Consider the following 19453-nt stretch of genomic DNA (forward strand, 5'->3'; position numbering starts at 1 on the left):
GGGCAGGTCATTGACGATGTCGTGGCTTCAATCCGCGCTGGCACTTTGCCGCCGGGCGACAAGCTGCCGTCCATCGCCGAGATGCGCGAGCAGTACCAGTCGAGCGCGTGGCCGGTTCGATACGCCCTCCGAATTTTGGAGGAGCGGGGCTGGATCGTCACCCGCCAGGGCAAGGGATCGTTTGTGGCGGCCGAGCCACCCGCTTGACCGAGGCGATCGGTGGCAGTTCAGCAACACCGCGCCCTGCGTGTCGAGTGGCTGAGCTGCCGACGATCCCCGCGAGCCCACCGGCGGGCCCCCGGGGCCGCCCCGCCCACGGCCCCGTCCGTCAAGATCCGCACAACTTCGGGGAAACTGCTGCCTCAACCCGCTCGCAGGCAGCAGTTTCCCCGAAACTGCGCGGATCTTGGGCGCGGGGGCAGATCGGACGGCGATGGGGTTGCTTGCCGCGCGCGAGAAGATCTCGCACAGTAGGTTGGCGGGGTGACAGGACGGTTCCCGATCGAAGACGTCTCCCCCGTCGTCGCCTGCGGCCGCTACCCGGCCAAAGCCGTGGTCGACGAGCCGGTGCCGGTGTCGGCCCGTGCCTACCGGGAGGGCCACGACGCGCTCGGCTGCAACGTGGTCTGGCTCGGCCCGGACGGCGCTGCGCGACCCTTCACGCGAATGCGCCCGGGCGAGCCGGGTCAGGACCGTTGGCACGCCACCATCCAGCCGGACGCCGTGGGCTCCTGGAGCTTCTCCGTCGAGGCGTTCCACGATCCGTACCTGACCTGGCAGAACGCCGTCACCAAGAAGATCGCCGCCGGGCAGGGGCCGGCCGAGCTGGCCAATGACCTGGCCGAGGGCGCGCGGGTGCTCGCCGCGGCCCGCGAACTGGTGCCGACCGCCGAACGGAAGAGGCTCGCCGCGGCGCTCACCGCGCTGGTCGACACCGAGCTGTCGCTGCCGCAGCGGGTCGACCCGGCGTTGGCGCTGGCCGACCTGCTCTGGGAGCACCCCGTGCGGGAGCTGGTCACCGAGGGTGAGACGTACTCCCTCTGGGTGGACCGGAAGCGGGCGCTCTACTCCGCCTGGTACGAGTTCTTCCCCCGCTCCGAAGGGGCGACCAGAGACCGCTCCGGCACCTTCGCCACCGCCACCGAGCGGCTGCCCGGTGTCGCCGCCATGGGCTTCGACGTGCTCTACCTGCCGCCGATCCACCCGATCGGCCGGGTCAACCGCAAGGGCCCCAACAACGCGCTCACCGCTGGGCCGACCGACGTGGGCTCGCCGTGGGCGATCGGCGCCGCCGAGGGCGGCCACGACGCCATCCACCCCGATCTGGGTACGCCGGCAGACTTCCGGGCCTTCATCGAGGCGGCTGCCGCGCAGGGCCTGGAGGTGGCCATGGACCTGGCGTTGCAGTGCGCGCCGGACCACCCGTGGGTCACCGAGCACCCGGAGTGGTTCACGACCCGGGCCGACGGCAGCATCGCGTACGCGGAGAATCCGCCCAAGAAGTACCAGGACATCTACCCGGTCAACTTCGACAACGACCCGGAGGGCATCCGCGCCGAAGTGCTGCGGGTGGTGCTGCACTGGATCGGCGAGGGCATCCGGATCTTCCGGGTGGACAACCCGCACACCAAGCCGTTCGACTTCTGGCACTGGCTCATCGCCGAGGTGAAGGCGGTCGACCCGGACGTGCTGTTCCTGGCCGAGGCGTTCACCCGGCCGGCCATCATGCACGGCCTCGGCAAGATCGGCTTCACCCAGTCGTACACCTATTTCACCTGGCGCACGACGGCCGCCGAGATGCGGGCGTACTGCGAGGAGTTGGTCGTCGCGGCCGACTACATGCGGCCCAACTTCTGGCCGAACACCCCCGACATCCTGCACGAGTCGTTGCAGCACGGCGGCCCGCCGATGTTCAAGATCCGGGCGGTGCTGGCCGCGCTGCTCTCCCCCTCCTGGGGGCTGTACGCGGGCTACGAGCTGTTCGAGCACGTGGCCCGGCCGGGTGCCGAGGAATATCTGGACAACGAGAAGTACGAGCTGCGCCCCCGGGACTGGGCCGGCGCCGAGGCGCAGGGCCGCTCGCTCGCGCCGTTCCTCGGCACCCTCAACCGCGTACGCCGGGACAACCCGGCGCTGCACCAGCTCCGCAACCTGCGCTTCCACGACATCGACAACCCGGCGCTGCTCTGCTGGTCGAAGCATGACCCGCGGACCGGCAACACGGTCATCGTGGTCTGCTCGTTCGACTCGCACGCCGTGCAGTGGGGCAACATGACGCTGGACATGCCGGCGCTCGGCTTCGACTGGCACGAGCGGTTCACCGTGTACGACGAGCTGACCGGCACCAGCTACGACTGGGGGCAGCGCAACGCGGTTCGGCTCGACCCGTACCTGCAACCCGCGCACGTGCTGACCGTGCGCCGGCCGATCCCCCCGACCGTGCCGGAGCCGGCGGGCGTCGAGCCGGCGCAGCTCACCGTCGCCGAGGTGCCGGACGACCTGTCCGGTGGCACCGCCCCGACCGGTCCCGCCCCGACCGGTCCCGCGCCGGCCGATGACGCCCCGAGCGATGCCGTCCCGATCGGTGCCGACACGACCGATGCCGTCCCGACGGTTGCCGGTCCGACGGATGCCGCTCCGACCGCCGCGGAGCCGGACGCATCCCGTCAGGCCAAGCCCGCCGGAAAGCCGCCGCAGCGGTCCAAGCCCAAGACCAAGATCAAGCAAACCCCGCCCCACCGCGGCCGGAAGGATGCCCGATGAACGAGTTGATCAGGGGCGTCACGCACGACCCGCACGCGGTGCTCGGCGCGCACCCCGCCGACGGGCAGACCACCATCCGCACGTTGCGGCGCGGGGCTGGCGACGCGACAGTGCTGGTCGACGGCGACCGACACCCGATGAAGCGGGTTCACGACGTCGGCGTCTTCGAGGCGGTGCTGCCCGGCGAGGTTCTCGACTACCGGGTCGAGGTCGACGGCGCCCTCCACGACGACCCGTACCGCTACCCGCCGACCCTTGGCGAGCTGGACCTGCACCTGATCGGCGAGGGCCGGCACGAGCGGCTGTGGGAGGCGCTCGGTGCCCGGGTCGTCGACGGCGGCGTGGCGTTCGCCGTCTGGGCGCCCAACGCCCAGGGCGTACGGGTGATCGGCGACTTCACCGGCTGGGCGCCGGACGAGGGCTGGCCGATGCGTTCGCTCGGCTCCAGCGGCGTGTGGGAGCTGTTCGTCCCCGACGCCGGGGCCGGTGCCCGTTACAAGTACCGCGTCCTCGGCGCCGACGGGCAGTGGCGGGACAAGGCCGACCCCCTCGCGGCGTACGCCGAGGTGCCGCCGGCCACCGCCTCCGTGGTGCACCACTCGACGTACCAGTGGTCCGACGCGGACTGGCTGACCCGGCGCGCCGAGCGGCAGCCGCACAAGGAACCGATGAGCGTGTACGAGGTGCACCTCGGCTCGTGGCGTCCGGGCCTCGGCTACCGCGAGTTGGCCGAGCAGCTCACCGCGTACGTCACCGAGCTGGGCTTCACGCACGTGGAGTTCCTGCCCGTGATGGAGCACCCGTTCGGCGGCTCCTGGGGTTACCAGGTCACCGGCTACTACGCGCCGACCTCCCGGTTCGGTGACCCGGACGAGTTCCGGCACCTGGTCGACCGGCTGCACGCCGCCGGCATCGGCGTACTCCTGGACTGGGTGCCCGCCCACTTCCCGAAGGACGAGTGGGCCCTCGCGCGCTTCGACGGCACCCCGCTCTACGAGCACCCCGACCCGCAGCGCGGCGAGCACCCGGACTGGGGTACGTACGTCTTCGACTTCGGCCGCCGCGAGGTGCGCAACTTCCTGGTCGCCAACGCGCTCTACTGGTGCGACCAGTTCCACATCGACGGGCTGCGGGTGGACGCCGTCGCCTCGATGCTCTACCTCGACTACTCCCGGCCAGCCGGTCAGTGGTCCCCCAACCAGTACGGCGGCCGGGAGAACCTGGAGGCCATCGCGTTCATGCAGGAGGTGAACGCGACCGTCTACAAACACCACGCCGGCGTCGTGATGATCGCCGAGGAGTCCACCGCCTGGCCGGGGGTGACCAGGCCGACCGCCGAAGGCGGGCTGGGCTTCGGCTTCAAGTGGAACATGGGCTGGATGCACGACACCCTGCTCTACACCTCGAAGGACCCGATCTACCGCCAGCACCACCACCACCAGCTCACCTTCTCCCTGGCGTACGCGTGGAGCGAGAACTACGTGCTGCCGATCAGCCACGACGAGGTCGTGCACGGCAAGGGTTCGCTGACCAGCAAGATGCCCGGCGACACCTGGCAGCGGCTCGCCAACGTACGGGCGCTGCTGGCGTACATGTGGGCGCACCCCGGCAAGCAGTTGCTCTTCATGGGCTCCGAGCTGGCCGACGACCGGGAGTGGAGCGAGGAACGCGGCCTCGACTGGTACCTGCTGCACGACCCGGCCCGGGCCGGCGTGCAACGGCTCGTCGGTGACCTGAACCGGGTCTACCGGGACACCCCGGCGCTGTACGCGCAGGACACCGAACCGGCCGGCTTCCGCTGGATCGCCGGCGACGACGTCGCCAACAACACCGTGTCGTTCGTCCGGATCGCGCCGGACGGCTCGACGCTGGTCTGCGTGGCCAACTTCTCCGCCCAGCCGCTGCACGACTACCGGGTCGGCCTGCCCGCCGGCGGGGCGTGGACCGAGGTGCTCAACACCGACGCGCACCACTACGGCGGGTCGGGGGTGGGCAACCTGGGCGCGGTGCACGCCGAGAACGTGCCGTGGCACGGAATGGTCGCCTCCGCCGCACTCCAGGTGCCGCCGCTGGGCGCCATCTGGCTCCGCCAGGGCTGACCGCCGGGAACGGACCGCAGAACGCACCACCGGGCAGACAGGCGCCTCCGGCGTTCGATTTTCCTTCCCGGTGGTGTTTGGGCGCGCCCGCATACAGCCCGGACGACCCCTCCCTCAGCAGAGGGAGTGCGATCCCCGCTGCCGGGGAGGACGAGGTCGCCAGCGCCGAAGATCATTGATTCATGACTGTCGGTGTGGCTGCGGATCGAGACCGGACTGCTGACGTGAGCTCCGGCGGGGCCAGACCATGGGCGGCGGCATGTGTCGTCTTCATCGTCGGTGAGGTAGCCCTGCGTCTCTCCTGGATCGCGGGTGGCCGGTGGGGATACACCGCTTGCGACCGAACTGACCTGGCAGATCCGGCGGGCGGGTGCGGCGCTGACCGCGTCGAAGCGCTGCCGTTCTGGTCGGGATGGGGAGCGATAGGGGTGTGCGTTGCCCTCGCGGTGGTGGTCGTGTGCGCGGTTCGGTTCTCCGGCCACGCGGCGGCCATCGGTGCTTGGCTCGCGGCCGCACTGCTCCTGGTCATCGCGCTCCCGCTGCACCTGCTCTTCGAGGTCCCGGCCGCGGTGGCGGGGCGTCCCTCGGACTGGCGTGACCTCGGCGCCCGGATCGCGCTGGTGGCCGGTGGCCTCCTGTTCGCCGGGCTCGCGGCCGCATCCGGTCCCCAGCACGGACACGCTGTGGCCGGCTACCAGCCGGTGCCGCGGTGGACACGCCGCTGGGCGTACGTGGCCGTCGCGCTTCCGGTGGTCGGCTGGGCCGTGCCACACGGGCTCTGGGCGCTCGGTGTTCCGTTCGGCATGCCTCAGCACGACCTGAACAGCATCCATGAGGAACTCTCGACGCCGACGGGCCTGGCGATCACTCTCGTTCCGCCGCTCGCCGGTCTCCTCGTTCTCGGCTTGGTGCAGCGGTGGGGGCAGCAGTTTCCACCCTGGGTGCCGGGCCTGCGCGGACGACGGGTGCCCCGGCTGCTGGCGGTGGTCCCGGCCGGCGCGGTGGCGCTGGCGCTGGTCACCTACGGCGTGTTGAGCGTCGCGGTGTTCGTCGGCCAACTGGTCGCGGGCGACCTGCACTGGTCGGAGGTGTGGGACGAGTGGGCGTCGGCCGCCACTCTGCTGGTGTTCCTGAGCTGGGGCGTATCGCTGGGTGTCACGACCGCCGGCTATGCCCTCGCCACCCGGCCGGGCCGGGAGCAGACGACAGCGGCCGGCGTCTCGGCGTAGAGCCGCCGGGTTCCCCGTCACGGCCAGAGCCTCCCGCGGCGCCGGCCTCCACAGATCGGAGCACCATGAGCCCCACTGATCCCAGCCGCCCTTGCGCCGCCGCCCCGTCACCCTGGGCCGTCTGCGCCGCATACGCCGTCCCGCTCTGCGTCCTGCCGTCCGCGCTCTGGCGACTGTCCCTGGTGTTCACCGACGACGCCGTCACAGCGTGGTACATGATCCTCCTGTCGACCGTGTCGATGGGGCTGGCGTTGTTGACACTCGGGCTGGTGCAACGCTGGGGGCAGCGGGTCCCGCACTGGGTGCCGCTTGTCGGGGGCCGTCCCATACCGGCGCGGCCAGTCCTGCTCGTCGCGCTGGTCGGCGGCTGGCTGCTCGTCGCCATCTGCGTGTACTTCGTGCTGAATCAGCAATTCCACTTCGTTCAGGGCACCTGGGTCGGAATTGGCAGCGACGAACCGGTGCATGAGGCTCCCGGTTGGGAAATTCTCCGTTACTACGCCCCACTGCTCGCCTGGGGTCCCCTCGTCATAGCCGTGGCCACCGACTACGGCCGACGTGTCGCGCTCGTTCGAGCACCGGCACGATAGCGACGCCTGGTCGCCGCCTGCTGATCGTGGGACGTCGCGGGTCAGACCAGGCCGGCGCCGCGGAGCAGCATCCACAGGCCTGCGCCGTCCGGCGCGGAGAGCCACTGCTGCCCCACCGGCCCTGCCGACGGGCGGCCGGCCGGTGCGGGCAGGGTGCCGGCCAGCACCGACTGGGTCGGGGACAGCCGGCGGATCGCCACCCCGGCCACGTTCTCCGGGTGGGCGGCCGCGAACTCCCGGTAGATCTCCTGGTCGTGCTGACCGTCGTCGCCGACCAGCAGCCAGCGCACCTCGGGGAACTCCCGGGCAAGCCGGGCCAGGGTGGACCGCTTGTGCTCCATGCCGCTGCGGAACCAGCGGTCGGCGGTCGGGCCCCAGTCGGTGAGCAGCAGCGGCCCGGCCGGGTAGAGGTGCCGGGACAGGAAGCGGGTCAACGTGGGTGCCACGTTCCACGCGCCGGTGGAGAGGTAGAAGACCGGCGCACCGGGGTGGGCGGTGACGAGTCGCTCGTACAGCACCGCCATGCCGGGCACGGCGGCTCGGGCGTGTTCATCGAGCACGAACGTGTTCCATGCGGCGAGCAGCGGGCGGGGCAGCGCCGTCACCATCACCGTGTCGTCGATGTCGGAGAGGATGCCGAACTTGACGTCCGGGTCGAGGATGCGCACCGGCGCCTCGACCGGCTCGGCGTCCGGCACGCTGAGCCGGACACAGCCCCACCCCGGCGCCAGGTCCGCCTCGACCAGGGTGTCGACGAAGCCGCTGCGGTCGGCCCGCGTCTCGTGGCGCACCCCGCCGGCCTCGATGGTCACGGTGACGTGTTTGGCGGGCAGGGTGGTGAAGCTGCGCCAGCCGCGGACCTTGTCCAGCCGGCCCCGCTGACGGGTGTCCGGTCGGCCCAGCAGCACGCGGCACATGACCCGCACCCAGCCCGGGGAGCCGTAGCCGGTGTACGCGACGATGTTCATCCGCCAGCCGGTGCGCCGCAACCGACGCTCCACGAGCTGGTGCACGGCGTCTTCGATCCGCGCGGCCCGGTGCAGATTCGGCACGGCCAGTTGGCCGGCGGGAGTGGGTGGCACCCGCCAACCCTGCCACACGTCGGCAGCCACGGCCACGCGAGCCGGCCCCCGGCTGCGCCGAACCACCCCGGGCGGTCCGCCGGCCGTGAAACACTCCGGTCGGGACGACGACGGGGGCGTGGTCGTGTCAGACCCAGTGCAGCAGGGCGGGCGGTGGCGCCCACGACTCGACCGGCCGGCGCTCGTCGCGCTGCTGCTCGGGGTCGCCGGTGTGGCGTACCGGCTGGTTTTGACGCTGTTCACGGTGCCGGTGTCGAACAGCGACGAGGCGACCTTCGGCCTCGCCGCGCTGCACATCGCGCAGGGTCGCGAGCGCCCGGTCTTCCTCTACGGCCAGCACTACATGGGGATGCTGGAGTCGTACCTGGCCGCGCCGCTGATCGCGCTGGCCGGGCCGAGCTGGCCGGTGCTGCGGCTGCCGATGCTCGCCCTCTACGCGGTCTTCCTCTATCTGATCTACCGGCTGACCCGTCGGCTCGGTACGCCGTGGTTCGCGGCGCTCCTCGTCGGCCTGCTGGCGCTCGGCCCGGAACGGGTGGTGCGCGACCAGCTCACCGTCGTCGGCGGGCGGCCCGAGGTGAAGCCGGCGGTGCTGCTGATGCTGCTGATCGCCGGAGGGCTGGCCGCTGGGACGGTCCGCCGTCGGTGGCTCGCCGTCGCGCTGTTCGGCCTGCTCGTCGGGGCGTCCGTCTGGTCGGACTGGCTGATCCTGCCGTACCTGCTGGTGGCCGGGTTGGCGCTGCTCTGGGCGGCGTGGCGGGAGCTGGTCGGCTGGGCCGGTCTGCTGCTGGTGGGCGGCTTCCTGGTCGGGGTGGCGCCGATGCTCTGGGACAACCTGCGGGCGGGGCCGGGTGACGACTCGCTGTCGGTGTTCCGCGAGGTCAGCACGAAGGCCGGGCCGATGCCGCCCTGGGCGGACCGGATCCGGGGCGGCCTGCTGGAGGGGGTGCCGCTGGCGCACGGGCTCTGCCCGGTGGACGGTTGCGGCCGTTGGCAGCAGTGGTTCGGCCTGCTCTACCCGGTGCTCCTGGTGGCCGCCGCGGCGCTCGCGGTGGTCGCGTACCGCCGGGCCGCCGGGAGGCCACGCGGGGAGCGGGTCGGGCCGGTGGTGCAGCTCGCGCTGGTCGTCGGCGCGGCGTTGACCCTGCTGTCGTACGTGCGCACTCCGCTCGCCGCGACCAGCCCACTGGACAACGCCCGCTACCTGTCCGTGCTGCAACTGTCGCTGCCGGCGGTGCTCTGGCCGCTCTGGGTGGCCGCGGTCGCCTGCTGGCGGGGCACGGTGGGCGCGCTCGGTCGGCTCACCGGCGCGCTGGCGACCGCCGTGCTGGCCGCGTTGACCGCGACCACGGTGCTGATCACCGTGCTCTTCGCGGCGAGCGGCACCGCGGCGTCCCGGACCGACGAGCGCGGGGCCCGCGAGCTGGCCACCGCGCTGCGCACCGACGGGCCACCCGAGGTGTACGGGGACTACTGGACCTGCAACCGATTGATCTTCAATACCGACGAGGCGGTGGTCTGCGCGGTGCTCGACGGCGACCTGTCCCCCGGGCAGAACCGCTACCAGCCCTACTGGCGGCACGTCGGGCGGGCCGCGCGACCGGGCTACGTGGTGGAGATCGACTCGCCGATGGAGCGGCGGCTGCGTCACCTGCTCGCCGGCCAACCGGGCGCGGCCCCGGTACGCGAGGTCGGCGGCTATCGCGTGTACCACCCCGACGCCCCGGTCCGGCCCTGGCGGTAGGGGCGGGTCGTACGCTGGCCGGGCTGCCGCCGATCCGCCCGTCGAGGAGACCCGATGCTCATCCTGCTGCCGCCCTCGGAGGGCAAGGCCGATGCCGGCACCGGTCGGCGGTGGGCCCCGGACAAGCTCGCCCTGCCGGAGCTGAACCCGGCCCGGGAGCGGGTGCTGGACGCGCTGGTGGCGCTGAGCGCCGGGCCGGACGAGGCGGCGGCCCGGACCGCGCTCGGCCTCAGCGTGGGCCAGCGCGGCGAGTTGCGCCGCAACGCGCGGCTGCGGGTGGCGGCCACCGCGCCGGCCGCACAGATCTACACCGGGGTGCTCTACGAGGCGCTGGAGCTGGCCTCGCTGCCGTCGGCGGCGCAGCGGACGGCCCGCCGATCGGTGCTGATCAGCTCCGGGCTGTGGGGCGCGGTGCGGCTCACCGACCGGATTCCGCCGTACCGCTGCCCGATCGGCGCCCGGCTGCCCGGCGTCGGAGCGCTGTCCGCGTACTGGCGGAACGAGCTGGCGCCGGCGGTGGACGCCGCGGCCGGCGCGGGCCCGGTGCTGGATCTGCGCTCCGGCGCGTACGCGGCCACCTGGACGCCGCGCGGGGAGCTGGCCGCCCGCACGGTGACGGTGCGCGTACTGCACGAGCGGGAGGTGGACGGGGTGCCGGTGCGGTCGGTGGTCAGCCACTTCAACAAGGCCACCAAGGGGCGCCTGGTCCGGGACCTGCTGCTCGCCGGCGCCCGCCCGCGCAGCGCGGCGGAGCTGATCGGCACGCTGCGTGAGCTGAAGTACACCGTGCAGGAGCAGGACGCGCCCGCCGGGCGGCCCCGACCGGTCGACGTGGTGGTCACCGAGCTGTAGTCGGGCGCGTCCGGCGCAAGATTTGCTCAAGGCTGGGCGGCACCCGTTCCGTGCCGGGGGCGCACCCGGCACGGTAGGGGGACCACGACTCCGACGAGGGAGCCCCGCAGTGGCCCGCGAACCCGCTCTGCTCGACCGACCCCGCCGCCCGGTGCCGCCTCCCCCGCTGGACTGGCTGACGCTGAGCGACGCCTTCGAAGCCGCCTGCCTGCTGCGGTGCACGCCGCCGCCGACCGCCGACCGACCGGGGGTGGAGTTCAACCGGGAGGACGCGGCGCAGCGGATGCGGCAACTGCTCGCCCGGCTGGACATCCCCGTCAGCCACGAGGTCACCGTCGGCGGTCTCCGCCGCCGCTTCGAGGTGCACCGGCTCTGGGTGCCCCGGGAGCACCAGGACGCGTACGCCCGGTTGGTGGACACCGCCTGGCGGCAGGGGCGCCGGGAGATGCTGGGCGGTCCGCTGCCCGGGGCGTCCCCGGCCCGCCGCCGGTGGGTGTCCCGACTCGCGGCGGCTGCCTGGCGGTCGGCGCTGCTGGCCGGCGGACGGCACGTCCGGCGGCACATCCTCGGCGTACGGATCACCGACCGGGAGCTGGCCGCGGTGCTGATCCGTGGCGCGGCCATGCTCGACGTGCCGGCCGTCCTCCGCCCGGGCACCGGCTGTTTCCTGGTCAGCGTCGCCGACGGGCCGGACCGGGAACGAATCCTGCACAGCGCGGCGCTGGAACCCGCGCGACGCTCGGCCTGCTGACCCGTGACCGCGCCGTCTGCCCCCGAACGGGCTTGCGGCGCACCGGTCCGACGGCGCACAGTGCACCGCGTGAGTCGTACCCCCTCCGGCCGTCGCGCGGGGACGGCGGCCCTGCTCGCGTTCCTGCTGACCGCGACGCTGGCCGGCGTCGCCGGCTGCCGGGACGCCCCGGCCGCGCCGCAGCAGATCCGGATCGCCACCGGCAGCCCCACCGCGACCTACTACGCCTTCGGCAGGTCCCTGGCGGCCATCCTCAACCGGGAGCTGCCGGGCGTGCAGGCCAGCGTGGTGGTCACCGCCGCCTCGGCGGAGAACATCCGGCTGGTCGGCTCCGGCGAGGCCGAGTTGGGCTTCACCCAGGCCGATGTGCTGCCCACCGCCGCGGCGGGTCGCCCGCCGGTGGAGGCGGTGGCCCGGGTGTACGACGACCAACTGCACCTGGTCACGACCGGCGGTGGGCCGGTGCGCACGGTCGCCGACCTGCGCGGGCGGAGGGTCTCCGTCGGTGCGCCCGGATCGGGCACCGAGATCACCGCGACCCGGCTGCTGGAGGTGGCCCGGCTCGGCGGCGCCGCCGTACGCCGGGAGCGGCTCGGGCTGGACGACTCGGTGGCGGCGCTGCGGGCCGGGCTGATCGACGCGTTCTTCTTCTCCGGCGGCCTGCCCGTGCGCGCCATCAAGGAGCTGGCCGGAAGCAGCGCCACCCGGATCGTGGACCTCGGCGAGTGGACGGAGCCGCTGCGCGCCAGCTTCAGCGAGGTCTACGTCTCCCGGGACATCCCCCGCTCGGTGTACGGCGTGGACCCGGTGACGACGGTGGCCAACCCGAACTATCTGATCGTCCGGGCCGACCTGCCCGAGCAGTTGGTCCGGGACGTGACCCGGCTGTTGATGGAACGCCGGGCCGAGCTGGGCGCGGCGCACCCGGCGGCGGGGCGGATGAGCCCCCGCTCGGCTATCGCCACCACACCGCTGCCGCTGCATCCGGGCGCCGCCGCCTGGTACCGCGCGGCCAAACCCTGACACCCGGCCCCCTCCAGCGGGCGGACATGGGCAGCAGGTCGGCTGCCCGGCACCGCGTCACCGGACCGCCGCCAGCGGCGGATCACCGTCCGTCGGTGCCACGGCGGCCGGGGGCGCCGGAAACCACAGGCCGGCGACCAGCCCACGGGACTCCCCGGGACGCATGGTGAGCCGGCCGTCGGAGGCGTCGACCAACACCGCCGCGATGGTCAGACCGAGCCCGGCACCGTCCACGTTCTGCGCGTCCGGTGCCCGCCAGAACCGTTCGGTGGCCTGGCCGAGCTGACTCTCGGTCATGCCCGGGCCGGTGTCAGACACCTCCAGAGCCACGCCGTGGTCGCGGCGGGCCACGGTCACCGTCACCGCTCCGCCGGCCCCACTGAACTTCACCGCGTTGTCGATCAACGCGTCGAGGGCCTGGTCGACGGCGGTCGGCACGGTCCGGGCGTACGCCGGCGCGTCGGTCGTCGCCAGCCGTAGCGCCACCGAGCGGTGCCGTGCCAGCGGCGCCCACGCGGCCACCCGGGAGGCGGCCACCGCGGCGGCGTCCACGGTGATCCGCTCGTTCTCCTCGCGTTCCGCACGGGCCAGGGTGAGCAGCGCGTCGAGCACCAGCGCGAGCCGGTCGGTCTCCTCCAGTGCCAGCCGGTGCTCGGACACCCCGTCCGGGTCGGTGAGGCTGGGGCCCAACTCCTCCACCCGCAACCGCAGCGCGGTGAGCGGGTTGCGGAGTTGGTGACTGGCGTGCGCGACGAACGCCCGCTGTCGGTCCATCACGTCGGAGACCACGTCGGCCATGTGGTTGAAGCTGGCCGCGAGCCGGCGCAGCTCCGGCGGGCCGAGCCGGTGCAGCACCCGGGCGCCCCGGTCACCCTCGGCGATCTCGTGGGTGACCGCGTCCAGCTCGGTGACCGGGCGCAGCACCCAGCCCGCCAGCCCGAACGCGGTGAGCACACAGGCCAGCACCGCGAGCAGGCCGGCCAGGGCGAGCAGCAGCCACCAGACGGTGACGGTCCGGCGGACCGGGCCGGCAGGGGTCGCGATCACCACCGCGCCCAGCACCTCGCCACCGTCGTTGATCGGCACCGCCACCACCACCGCGCCGTCCGTCCACGGCCAGACCGACTCGGGGCCGCTGGTCTGCTGCCCGGACAGGGCGATGTCCAGTGCGGTGGCGGTGCCCGCTGCCGACCGCCAGTTCGCCGAGGCCACGACGGTGCGCCGGTCCCGGTCGACCACCGCCGCACCGATCGCGTACAGCTCGTCGTAGCTGCGCAACTCCTCGTTGAGCGCCCCCGGGCCGCCGCCGCGCAGCGCCGGCCCGGCCAGCGAGGCGAACCGGGTGGCATCCGCGAGCCGGTCCGCGCGAACCCGCTCGGTCTCGCGGCTGGCCAGGGTCGCGGCCAGCGGGGTCTCCAACGCGATGAGGACGAGCACCATCAGCAGCAGGTAGCTGATCACCAGTCGACGCCGCACGGCCGCCCCTCACGCATCGCGCAGCCGGTAGCCGACCCCACGGACGGTCTCCACCAGACCCGCGTCGCCCAGCTTGCCGCGCAGCGACCCGACGTGCACCTCGACGGTGTGCCGGTCGGCCCAGGTGGTGCCCCAGGCGTCGAGCAGGATCCGGTCGCGGGGCACCGCCACACCGGGCTGACGGGCCAGCGAGACCAGGACGTCGAACTCCTTACGGGTCAGCGCGACCGCGCGGCCGGCCACCGTCACCGTACGGGCGGCCACGTCGATGCGTACCGTGCCGGCCTCGATGAGATGCCGCTCCGGCACGGTGTGCGCGGCCCGGCGGAGGACGGCCTCGATCCGGGCCTGCAACTCGACCATGGAGAACGGCTTGACCACGTAGTCGTCCGCACCGAGCCGCAGGCCGAGCACCCGGTCGCGTTCCTCGCCCCGCGCGGTCACCGCGATGATGCCGAGCTGGCTGCTGCGTCGGCGCAGCTCCCGGCACAGGTCGGTGCCGTCCCCGTCGGGCAGCGTCAGGTCGAGCAGCACCAGGTCGCACGGGGCCGCGGCGAGCGCGGCGGCGACGGTGGCGGCGTGCTCGACCTGGTAGCCGCGTCGGGTGAGGGCGGAGGAGAGCGCGGCGGCCACCCGGCGGTCGTCCTCCACCAGCAGGATCCGCACCCGTGCCCCCGTCCGTCGCAGCGCTGTCCTGCGAATGGTGGCAGAAGCGTGGCGCGAGCGGGAGGCCCGTGTCCCCGGGCGGACCGCTCAGAGGCCGAAGACGTCGTCGTTGACGCCGTCCCGGACGCCGTCGACGAACCCCCGGAAACCCGGGTCGTCGTGTCGGGCCGGCACGCTGGTGACGTTGACCCCGCTGGCCTGGGTGACCGCGTCGACCAGCGGCGGGTAGTCGATCTCGGCGTCGTTGAACGCGTCGTCGTCCGCCTCGGCCAGGTTGATCACGTGCTGGACGTCGTCGGAGGGGGTGTCCGGGTCCTCCGCCCACTCGCCGCCGGCCCGGTAACACTCGTCGTACAGCGCGCGTTGGCTGTCGGTCCAGTCGTCGTCGTAGCTCTCCATCGCCATCCCCTCCGCGGCCGGTCCACCTGAGCATGCCCGGCGGGGGGCGACGGGCGCGGCGGTACGGGGGAAAACCGGGCGCTTACGGCGGCGACGCCCCCGTAAGCTGCCGCTGTGATCTACAAACTGCTGTCGACCGCGGAATGGAACGCCGCCCTGGCCGCCGGCACGTTCACCGGTACGGCGTTCGACCACGAGTCCGGGTTCATCCACCTCTCCGGTCCGGATCAGGTGGTGGAGACCGCCCGGCACCACTTCGCGGGCGTCACCGGGCTGACCCTGCTGACCGTCGACCCCGACCGGCTGGGTGCCACCCTGCGCTGGGAGCCGTCCCGGGGCGGGCAGCTCTTTCCGCACGTGTACGGCCCGCTGCCGGTGACGGCGGTGGTGACGGCGCAGGCGCTGGCGGCGGACGTGCCGGCCGCCGAGGCGGTGGCCGGCCTGCTGGGCTGACGTGACCGCGCCCGGTCCGACAGGTGTCGGGCCGGGCGCGGATCGCCGTACGCGGGTCAGCGGCAGAGGCGGCCGATCTCCTCCTGGAACCGGTCCATCGGGTTGGCGTCGGCGGGGCCGAGCAGGTAGGTCTTCAGCTCCCGGCGGGCGTCGGTCATCGGGTCGTCGCCGGCCCGGGTCACCGCCACGATCTTCTCCAGCTCACCGCAGTCCTTGGAGAGCAGGTACGCGGCCCGCGCCGTCGGGTACTCCCGGCGGAACTCGTCCTCCGACAGGCCGGCCGGGTTGGCCACCACGTACGGTCGCTGGCTCTGCACGAAGTCGGAGACCACACTGGACACGTCGCTGATCAGCAGGTCGGTCTGGTTGAAGCAGTCGAACAGCCCCGGTGTGCGATCGGTGATCACCAGGTGCTGCGTCCCGTCCAGCGACGAGGCGTTCGGGTTGCCGCCGGCAGCCCGGATCGCCGCCACCAGCCGGTCGTGCACGGTCCTGGCCGCCCTCGACCGTGACCCGGTGAGCGGGTGCGGCTTGTAGATCAGCCGAACCCGGGGCGAGGTGGCCAGCAGCCCCTTGACGATCCGCTCACCCATCAGCACCAACGAGGTGTGGTACGGGTCGTCGTCGAGCCAGCCCTCCCAGGTGGGCGCGTAGAGCACGGTGAACGGCCGGTCCACCGACTCGGCGCCGAAGGTGTGCACCCCGGCGAGCTGCGGCCGACCAATCTCGACGATGTCCGAGTCGAGAACGCCCACGCCGGCCCTGGCGTACCGCTCCCGACCGGCCAGGCCGGCGACCCAGACCTCGTCGTACACCTTGCTGTACGGGTTGACGCTGGCCTGCTTGTCGCTGTCGCCGTGCCCGACGAACACGTGCTTGGTGCCGGGCTCGCGGAGCATGTGGATGTTCGCGCCGACGTTCGCGGCGTAGAGCGCCGCGCGGATGCTGCCGAGTTCGAGGTTCATGAAGTCCACCCCGGCCGGTACGCAGATCACCGGCAGCCGGGTGTCGGCCAGCTCGAGGAACGCCTCCTTGCTGCGCATCAGCACCACGGCGCGCTGGTTCAGCGCCTCGGTCGGGGCGAGCCACATGTTGACCTGGTAGACGTCCTTGACCGGGCCGGCGAAGTAGAGCGCCACCTCGGGTCGGTACGTGTCCAGCCAGCGCTGCACGGCGGGCATCAGCGGGCCCGGCCCCGCGCCGCGGCCCCGTACCCAGGTCAGCGCGATGATCGCGCCCACCAGCGCGGTCGCGGCCGTCGCCACCACGGCGGCGACGAGGAACGGCGTCCCGTCGTGCTGGACCGCGGCGGCCACCGCGGCCGGCACCAGCAGCAGGTTGAGCAGAGGCATCCGGTCACCGGCGACCGCAGCCGCCCAGGACGGCGGCCGGGGAACCGAGCGCATCGGGCCCAGCTCGATGTTGCGCACCATCGCGGCGAACGGATCGCGACGGTCGATCATGGTGGAGAGCGCGCCGGCGAAGACCGAGACGACCCACACCGTGGCGGGCAGGATCAGCAGCCAGCTCAGCTCGACGCCGGTGAGCGCGACCTGCGCCGCGACCAACAGCACGGCCGCCAGATCACGGGTCAACTGCCGGTACGAGAAGCTCAGGCCGACCTTCTCCAGCAGCAGCTGGGACGGCGGCGACCAGCGGGCGAGGGCGAACTCGCCGATCACGGCGGCCAGCCCGGCGACGGCGAACAGGCCGACCCAGCCGAGGGCGCCGGCGACGAGCATGACCAGGTAGGACAGCACCAGCAGCGCGCTGCGGGCGGCCACTCCGATGCGTCCTGTCAACGTGCCGAACAACGAGTTCGCTCCCTACGAGTTCCATGACGGGCTGGGCCCACGGTGGTCGACGTCACTCCCCGCCGCGCATCACCCACGGCACGCGACGTGCAGCGGGCAGCGGCGGCTGCGGCCCGAATCCGCGTGACGGCCGGCAGCGTGTGACTGCGACCTTAACGCGAAGGGACAGTGCGGTGTCGCTCGGGTATCCAGCATCATTTCGGGCAAAGCTCCACACCTCACCGAGCCGGGCACCGCGTGGGCGCCCGGCCTGCACGGCGGGCCGTGCGCTCAGCCGACCCGCCGGAAACACGTCATCGCTCCGGGCGCCGGACGGGCCGCGAACTCCTGGAAGCCGAGCTGCGGCGCCAGGTCGCGGGCGTACGTGTTGCCGTTGTAGACGCAGATGGTGCCGACGTCCAGCCGGTCGAGCGCCGGAGTCAGCTCGGTCGGCGACGGGGTGGTGTCGCCATCGGCGAAGCCGGCGAGCAGCAGCCGGTCCTTGGCGAACTGGGAGTTGAGGTCGTACTCCACGAGATAGAAGTCGCGAGGCAGGACAACCCGGACCTGACTGGTGACCACCAGGGAGGTCCGCATGATCGTCTTCGGGGCGAGCAGCAGGCCGGGCGACCGGTCCAGTCCCTTGATCCAGAACGCGATCGACTGGCGCTGCTGCGGCAGCTTCCAGGTGGGTCGCTTGTGCACGTCGACCCAGCTCTTCGTCGACCACATCGGGGTGGCGAAGAGGGCGAACGAGGCGACCAGCAGCACCGCGATCCCGCCGGCCACCGCGCGGCGCACCGCCACCGTCGGTGCCGGAACCCGCACGGTGCAGAGCAGCCCGATCAGCGTCGGCAGGGCGAGCAGCCACGGCACCCGCCAGAGCACCACCGAGATGCCGCTGAGCGCGCTCACCGCCTCCAGCACACCGGGGATGAACAGCACGCTCAACGCGAGGGTGGAGCCGGCGACGAGCAGCGCGGGCGTACGCCGGCGCGCCAGCAGCGGACCGCACCACAGCGCCAGACCACTGATCACACCGACCACGCCGAACAGCAGCGTCCGCCGGTAGGTGGCCGCCGCGTCGAAGAACGCGTCGTCCGCGCCGGACGCGGCCAGCGTGCCGAGCACCAGGCGGGAGACCACCAGCGAGCCGATGGGGTACGTGAGGGCGGCGATCGCGGCCAGCACGGCGGCCTTCCAACGCCCGACCAGCAGCATCGCGAAGCCGGCCGCACCCACCAGCATCGGCAGGATGATCGCGGCGGTGGTGGTGAGGCCGATCGCGGTGATCGAGAGCGTCACGATGAGCAGCAGGCTGCGCCGTGACCGGTTGTCGAACCACTGCGTCAGGTACAGCCACATCAGCGGGATGACCGCCGAGACGAACATGCCCTTGCCCTCGTAGAGCCGGGGCAGGTGGAACGTGCCCAGCGCGGCGTCCCCGCCGACGACCAGGTAGAGGTACGCGATGGCGACGGTGAAGGCGAGCACCGGGCGACGCGGGGCCCAGCGGTGCGTCAGTCGCCAGAGCGCCAGCACCGCGAGCACCGCCAGGATCGGCAGCAGCACGTACCAGGTGGCCGAGGCGGCGTGGATGCCCAGCGCACGGGCGAGCGCGCCGGCGAACACCTCGATCGAGGGGATCGGCGGCTGCGAGCCCATCGCCGGCAGGGTGTTCTCGGAGAACAGGAAGTCGTTGAGCGGCACCAGGTCCCGCTCGGCGATCCAGACCGACCTGCCGACGTAGTACACGTCGTCCGGGGTGTTGCGAGCCAGGAAGAACGACGAGATCGCGACCAGCACCGAGACCATCAGCGCGTACGCCGACTGCGCGGCGGTGGGCGCCGGCGCGGCCGGCGCGGACGGCGAGCCGCTCAGCCAGACCCGCCGCACCAGCAGGATCCCGCCGGCCGCCGCGAGCAGACCGGCCACGGCCGGGATCACCCAGGGGACGGCGACGCCGGTCCCGGCCACTCCGGCGGTGGTCGCGGCCACGGCGGCGGCGACCAGGACCCCGACCAGCAGACGGCGGTCGACGCCGGGGTGCTCCCCGGCCGCTGACTCGTCGCCTTCCGGGGTGCCGTCTCCCGCGGCGTCGCCTCGCGGCGCGGCGGTGGAGCGACGGCGGGCCCGGAACAGGGCCACCCCGGCGAGCAGCACGCAGGCCACCAGCCAGATCCGGAACGTCACCGACGGGCGCAGGTCCCCCAGGAAGGCCGCGTGATAGAGAACGGTCCAGAGCGCGAACGCGACCACGGCGCCGTCGGTGAGCAGCGTTGGGGCGGCGGCCACCAGTGCGCGTACCCGGGCGACCGGCGTCCGGCCGGTGGCGGGCTCGCGGGCCGGCGGGGCCTGCTCGGACGGTTCGGGGTCCGAACCGGTGGGCGCGACGGCGATGCTGTCGACGTTGGCCACGGGCGTCCTTCTCGTCGGGCGGACTGGGACGGGTGTCGGCACGGTGACGGCCGAGTGTCAAGGGGGCAGCGTAGCGGAGTCGAGTGGGAGATCCGGCTCCCCGTGGGGCGGGTGT

General features: G+C 72.9%; 15 protein-coding genes and 1 pseudogene. 10 read left to right on the plus strand and 6 right to left on the minus strand.

All coding sequences use genetic code 11. From position 1 onward, the window contains the following. The first annotated feature begins 9 nt into the window (after positions 1-9). The 5 genes and pseudogenes from V6V47_RS12595 (at position 10) to V6V47_RS12615 (ending at position 6681) form a co-directional block, all read left to right on the plus strand. Positions 10-207, plus strand: coding sequence for a winged helix-turn-helix domain-containing protein (locus tag V6V47_RS12595; RefSeq protein WP_334628376.1), 198 nt, complete (start codon positions 10-12; stop codon positions 205-207). A 276-nt stretch (positions 208-483) separates the two neighbouring features. After that, positions 484-2532 (plus strand): annotated as a pseudogene (locus V6V47_RS12600) (maltotransferase domain-containing protein); the annotation flags it as partial. Between the two features lie 227 nt (positions 2533-2759). Beyond that, positions 2760-4862 (plus strand): 1,4-alpha-glucan branching protein GlgB, encoded by a 2103-nt coding sequence (gene glgB, locus V6V47_RS12605; RefSeq protein WP_334628338.1) that lies wholly within the window; start codon positions 2760-2762, stop codon positions 4860-4862. Positions 4863-5290: 428 nt separating this feature from the next. Next, positions 5291-6091, plus strand: coding sequence for a hypothetical protein (locus V6V47_RS12610; RefSeq protein WP_334628339.1), 801 nt, complete (start codon positions 5291-5293; stop codon positions 6089-6091). Between the two features lie 182 nt (positions 6092-6273). Beyond that, complete coding sequence (locus V6V47_RS12615; protein WP_334628340.1) at positions 6274-6681, plus strand: hypothetical protein; 408 nt, start codon at positions 6274-6276, stop codon at positions 6679-6681. 41 nt (positions 6682-6722) lie between these two features. Here V6V47_RS12615 and V6V47_RS12620 read toward each other — a convergent pair whose 3' ends face one another. Then, positions 6723-7763, minus strand: a complete 1041-nt coding sequence (locus tag V6V47_RS12620; protein ID WP_334628341.1) for an App1 family protein — start codon at positions 7761-7763, stop codon at positions 6723-6725. A gap of 124 nt (positions 7764-7887) precedes the next feature. On the opposite strand from V6V47_RS12620, the gene V6V47_RS12625 reads away from it, so the two are divergent. From V6V47_RS12625 to V6V47_RS12640, 4 genes are all read left to right on the plus strand, one after another. After that, positions 7888-9507, plus strand: coding sequence for an ArnT family glycosyltransferase (locus tag V6V47_RS12625; protein ID WP_334628342.1), 1620 nt, complete (start codon positions 7888-7890; stop codon positions 9505-9507). 54 nt (positions 9508-9561) lie between these two features. Continuing rightward, the gene (gene yaaA / locus V6V47_RS12630; RefSeq protein ID WP_334628343.1) at positions 9562-10359 is read left to right on the plus strand and encodes a peroxide stress protein YaaA; all 798 of its coding nucleotides are present in this window, start codon (positions 9562-9564) and stop codon (positions 10357-10359) included. A 109-nt stretch (positions 10360-10468) separates the two neighbouring features. Then, a complete protein-coding gene (locus tag V6V47_RS12635) occupies positions 10469-11110 on the plus strand; it encodes a hypothetical protein (RefSeq protein ID WP_334628344.1) in 642 nt (213 codons plus the stop codon). Between the two features lie 69 nt (positions 11111-11179). Beyond that, entirely contained in the window at positions 11180-12133 is a 954-nt protein-coding gene (locus V6V47_RS12640; protein ID WP_442934224.1) for a TAXI family TRAP transporter solute-binding subunit, read from the plus strand. A gap of 57 nt (positions 12134-12190) precedes the next feature. Here the strand turns inward: V6V47_RS12640 and V6V47_RS12645 are convergent, their stop codons facing one another. The 3 genes from V6V47_RS12645 to V6V47_RS12655 form a co-directional block, all read right to left on the minus strand. Next, positions 12191-13609, minus strand: coding sequence for a sensor histidine kinase (locus tag V6V47_RS12645; RefSeq protein ID WP_334628346.1), 1419 nt, complete (start codon positions 13607-13609; stop codon positions 12191-12193). A 9-nt stretch (positions 13610-13618) separates the two neighbouring features. Further along, positions 13619-14275: a response regulator transcription factor gene (locus tag V6V47_RS12650; RefSeq protein WP_334628347.1), complete on the minus strand. Its 657-nt coding sequence runs from the start codon at positions 14273-14275 to the stop codon at positions 13619-13621. A gap of 87 nt (positions 14276-14362) precedes the next feature. Further along, positions 14363-14674: a hypothetical protein gene (locus tag V6V47_RS12655; RefSeq protein WP_334628348.1), complete on the minus strand. Its 312-nt coding sequence runs from the start codon at positions 14672-14674 to the stop codon at positions 14363-14365. A gap of 114 nt (positions 14675-14788) precedes the next feature. Here V6V47_RS12655 and V6V47_RS12660 point away from each other — a divergent pair, with 114 nt between their 5' ends. Continuing rightward, positions 14789-15127 carry a DUF952 domain-containing protein gene (locus V6V47_RS12660; protein WP_334628349.1) on the plus strand — a complete coding sequence of 113 codons (339 nt, stop codon included), beginning with the start codon at positions 14789-14791 and terminating at the stop codon, positions 15125-15127. Positions 15128-15183: 56 nt separating this feature from the next. Here V6V47_RS12660 and V6V47_RS12665 read toward each other — a convergent pair whose 3' ends face one another. Both V6V47_RS12665 and V6V47_RS12670 read right to left on the minus strand, forming a co-directional pair. Beyond that, positions 15184-16941, minus strand: coding sequence for a CDP-glycerol glycerophosphotransferase family protein (locus V6V47_RS12665; RefSeq protein ID WP_334628350.1), 1758 nt, complete (start codon positions 16939-16941; stop codon positions 15184-15186). A gap of 270 nt (positions 16942-17211) precedes the next feature. Then, positions 17212-19338, minus strand: a complete 2127-nt coding sequence (locus V6V47_RS12670; protein WP_334628351.1) for a DUF6077 domain-containing protein — start codon at positions 19336-19338, stop codon at positions 17212-17214. Positions 19339-19453 lie beyond the last annotated feature (115 nt).

It is taken from the genome of Micromonospora sp. CPCC 205539 (assembly GCF_036906815.1).
Lineage (GTDB): Bacteria > Actinomycetota > Actinomycetes > Mycobacteriales > Micromonosporaceae > Micromonospora.

What these genes read in the sequence shown, in the direction of transcription:
- glgB (WP_334628338.1), top strand. Translation starts at nt 2,760, where the DNA reads ATGAACGAGTTGATCAGGGGCGTCACGCACGACCCGCACGCGGTGCTC.
- yaaA (WP_334628343.1), top strand. Translation starts at nt 9,562, where the DNA reads ATGCTCATCCTGCTGCCGCCCTCGGAGGGCAAGGCCGATGCCGGCACC.
- V6V47_RS12655 (WP_334628348.1), bottom strand. Translation starts at nt 14,674, where the DNA reads ATGGAGAGCTACGACGACGACTGGACCGACAGCCAACGCGCGCTGTAC.